The organism is Burkholderia sp. YIM B11467, from assembly GCF_052952715.1.
Genome location: NZ_JBQVSQ010000031.1, coordinates 1 through 2809, shown reverse-complemented (window position 1 = coordinate 2809; position 2809 = coordinate 1). Strand labels below are relative to the sequence as shown.

Here is a 2809-nt window from a genome sequence, read left to right as displayed (position 1 = left end):
GGACCGTGAAACGACTCTACGCCGATGATAGTGCGGATTCCCGTGTGAAAGTAGGTAATCGTCAGGCTCCCTAAGCCAAGAACCCCCGCCCGAAAGGCGGGGGTTTTTGCATTGGCGCGGCGAAAATGTACGCGCGCCGGCGAAGGGCGGTGCGGACGGAGCTGGCGCTTCGATGGTGTTGATTAAGTCCGGAGCCGGCCGCCCACGCGGTTGTCGAAACGTGCTCGGAGCACTCAGGTCGGCCGCGCAACAACAACTCGCGCTGCCGAAACCGGTATCTTCCCATCCGCCCCACTGTTCGAAGCGACAGCGATCGAGTCGAAAGCCGGGCCGATTACACCCGCCAACTCCTACGCTGCAATCCTCCGTCACGGATTTGTTCGTCGTCGGGCTTGGCCTGATGTGGCGTCCCCTCGCGGCTCAATGATCGGCTATCTTGCTCCGTTCAATGCCATACTGAACGCATCATCTGCCAAAATTGCGATTGCTATTCTGCGGCTACATCGCATGCCGGCGCCCTTGGCGCGGTTCGCATGAGCCAGGTGTCGTCTGCCGCACATGCCCAGCTTTCAGCATGTTTTTGACGTGAGCTCAGAACGGTTGTTACCAGTTGAAGCCGCGCGACCGAACTTTGCCAGGGCCGGCGCCGTGTTGCTATCAGGCTGCGTTCTTGACTCAATTCCACCGATCATCATTGAAATTGGCTTCATTCGAGGCCAGGCCAGGGGCGTGCGCAGCTCACTGCAAAAAATCTCGATCTTGGCACCAACCACGACGTGCGAGAGCTCGCGGGCAGGCTGCCATCAGAAGTCGGCGCTGTTCCTTCTGACGAGCATGGGTTGTCCGTCTCGCAACACGTAGATTTCTTCGATGAGCGAATAGGCGGTACCGCCGAAACAGTCTCGCCCTTCACCCATCAACGCGAAGTGCGTGCCGCCTGCGTCGACGCCTGTCGATCGCACCGTGCACGCGGTACTCGGATCACTGAGTGCGGAATGCTCGGCGGGCGGAAACCGGCGCGTCGTGTTCCGGCCGTGATCCCGAGTCAGCACGAGCATTGCCGGGCAACGCGTGGCGGACGTTGACGACTGATCGTCGCATGTCAGTTTCCCTGCGTCGTCGTACGTATGGGAGGTGGCGAAAGCGCCCGCGTCGAACCCGACGCAGATTCCGTCGTTCAGCTGCACGAGGCGGGCATCGTACGGGCATGCGGGATGCCGTGTGTACGCCGCGGATTCGCTGCGATACGCGGACCAGATGCTGACGTTGGTCGGTTTGCACGACGGGGTGACGCAACGAGTGCCGCACTGCAGGACATTCGCCGCGATGGCGGCACCGAGGTTGCGGGGTACCCCAGGGCGTGGGCGCATGTCGTCGCCTAGCAATGGCTGCAGCACGCCGAGGCAGGCTGGGCTGCCGGACTCGTCTTGAGGCGGGTCACCTCGGGCGCCTGCGGCGATCAGGTACGCGGAGGCGTCGTTGAGAAGCCACGCATACGCGATCGCATCCTGATTCATGGGGCGCGCCGAGGGCGAATCAAGGCGCGTCGATTCCAGGCATCCGGCATCGAGCGCCGGCTTCAACCGGTCGTACGCAGCGAGCGCAGCGACTGCCTTTGAGCGTCCTGCGACGTGGCTTTCAGTCAGCGCCTGCTGGCGGACCTTCGCGATCGTGCTCGAGCGGCACCAGGCATCAGCCGGGCCGGCGGCATGTGCGGTCAAGGCCATGAAAGCCATCACAAGAGCAAGCAGGCGCATGAGAATTGGAACCGGGAGCGGGCAGGTGACCCGGGATGGTATCGCGCGTGCCGCAGAAGTCGGCAAAAACAGGGCGGGGCGACCAGGAACCCGTGCCGAAAGTACAGTCGCAATGTCCGGTGCGGATGCCGGAGTGCTCACGAACCAATGCTATTGCGCGTGCCGGCCATTGGGCGTGACCAGGCGTCGCCGCGGTACCCGGCAATGGGCCCGTGCCATCCATCGATAGCCGAGCTGAAGCCCCGCGAACACCGAAGGAGAGGTCGCCGGAGCCGTCCGGCACGAAATTTGCGGAAATTTTGTGCTTACCCGCTTGGCATTGTGCGCTGGAGGCCTTATGATGGCGGTCTTTCGTTTTTAGCGCAGATGAAGTTTGGCGCTGGAAACGGAGTCTGACGAAGATGTGGCGCCGATCGGCAACATCGCGTGCTTGCCTTAGCCGGGCAAGGGGCGAAGATCGGTGGCGGAGCAAGTGTTGGGAAGAGAGTGAAAATAATCTTCCGGATGTGCTTGACAGGAGTGCGATGCACCCCCATAATCGTCAGTTCTCTACGGAGGGGTGCCCGAGTGGCTAAAGGGGGCAGACTGTAAATCTGTTGGCTTACGCCTACGTTGGTTCGAATCCAACCTCCTCCACCAAGAACATCAGCTGAAAGAGCGGTAGGGAATCGTTAGTCGCCCGTGCGGGTGTAGCTCAATGGTAGAGCAGAAGCCTTCCAAGCTTACGACGAGGGTTCGATTCCCTTCACCCGCTCCAGACCGTGAAGTTGAAGCGTAAAAGCGCCCATGTGGCTCAGTGGTAGAGCACTCCCTTGGTAAGGGAGAGGTCGGCAGTTCGATCCTGCCCATGGGCACCAGCAGTACAAGTCAGTGTCTGTTTGCGCGCGGCGCAACCTGTGAAATTCCTTTTGGGAGTCGAAAATGGCCAAGGGTAAATTTGAGCGGACCAAGCCGCACGTGAACGTTGGTACGATTGGTCACGTTGACCACGGCAAGACGACGCTGACGGCAGCGATCACGACGGTGCTGACGAAGAAGTTCGGCGGCGAAGC

The 2809-nt window shown here is 61.1% G+C and carries 2 protein-coding genes and 3 tRNA genes; 4 read left to right on the top strand and 1 reads right to left on the bottom strand.

Annotated elements, in window-relative coordinates; genetic code table 11:
- Window positions 1-803: 803 nt before the first annotated feature.
- Window positions 804-1757, bottom strand: a complete 954-nt coding sequence (locus tag ACTRWB_RS38075; RefSeq protein ID WP_446904914.1) for a hypothetical protein — start codon at window positions 1755-1757, stop codon at window positions 804-806.
- Window positions 1758-2310: 553 nt separating this feature from the next.
- Between ACTRWB_RS38075 and ACTRWB_RS38070 the strand changes: the two genes are divergently transcribed.
- From ACTRWB_RS38070 to ACTRWB_RS38055, 4 genes are all read left to right on the top strand, one after another.
- A tRNA-Tyr gene (locus tag ACTRWB_RS38070) sits at window positions 2311-2396 on the top strand.
- Window positions 2397-2440: 44 nt separating this feature from the next.
- Window positions 2441-2514 (top strand) — tRNA-Gly (locus tag ACTRWB_RS38065).
- Window positions 2515-2539: 25 nt separating this feature from the next.
- Window positions 2540-2614: transfer RNA gene (locus ACTRWB_RS38060), tRNA-Thr, on the top strand.
- Window positions 2615-2678: 64 nt separating this feature from the next.
- A partial coding sequence (locus ACTRWB_RS38055; RefSeq protein ID WP_236061810.1) for a GTP-binding protein occupies window positions 2679-2809 on the top strand: 131 nt, incomplete at its 3' end.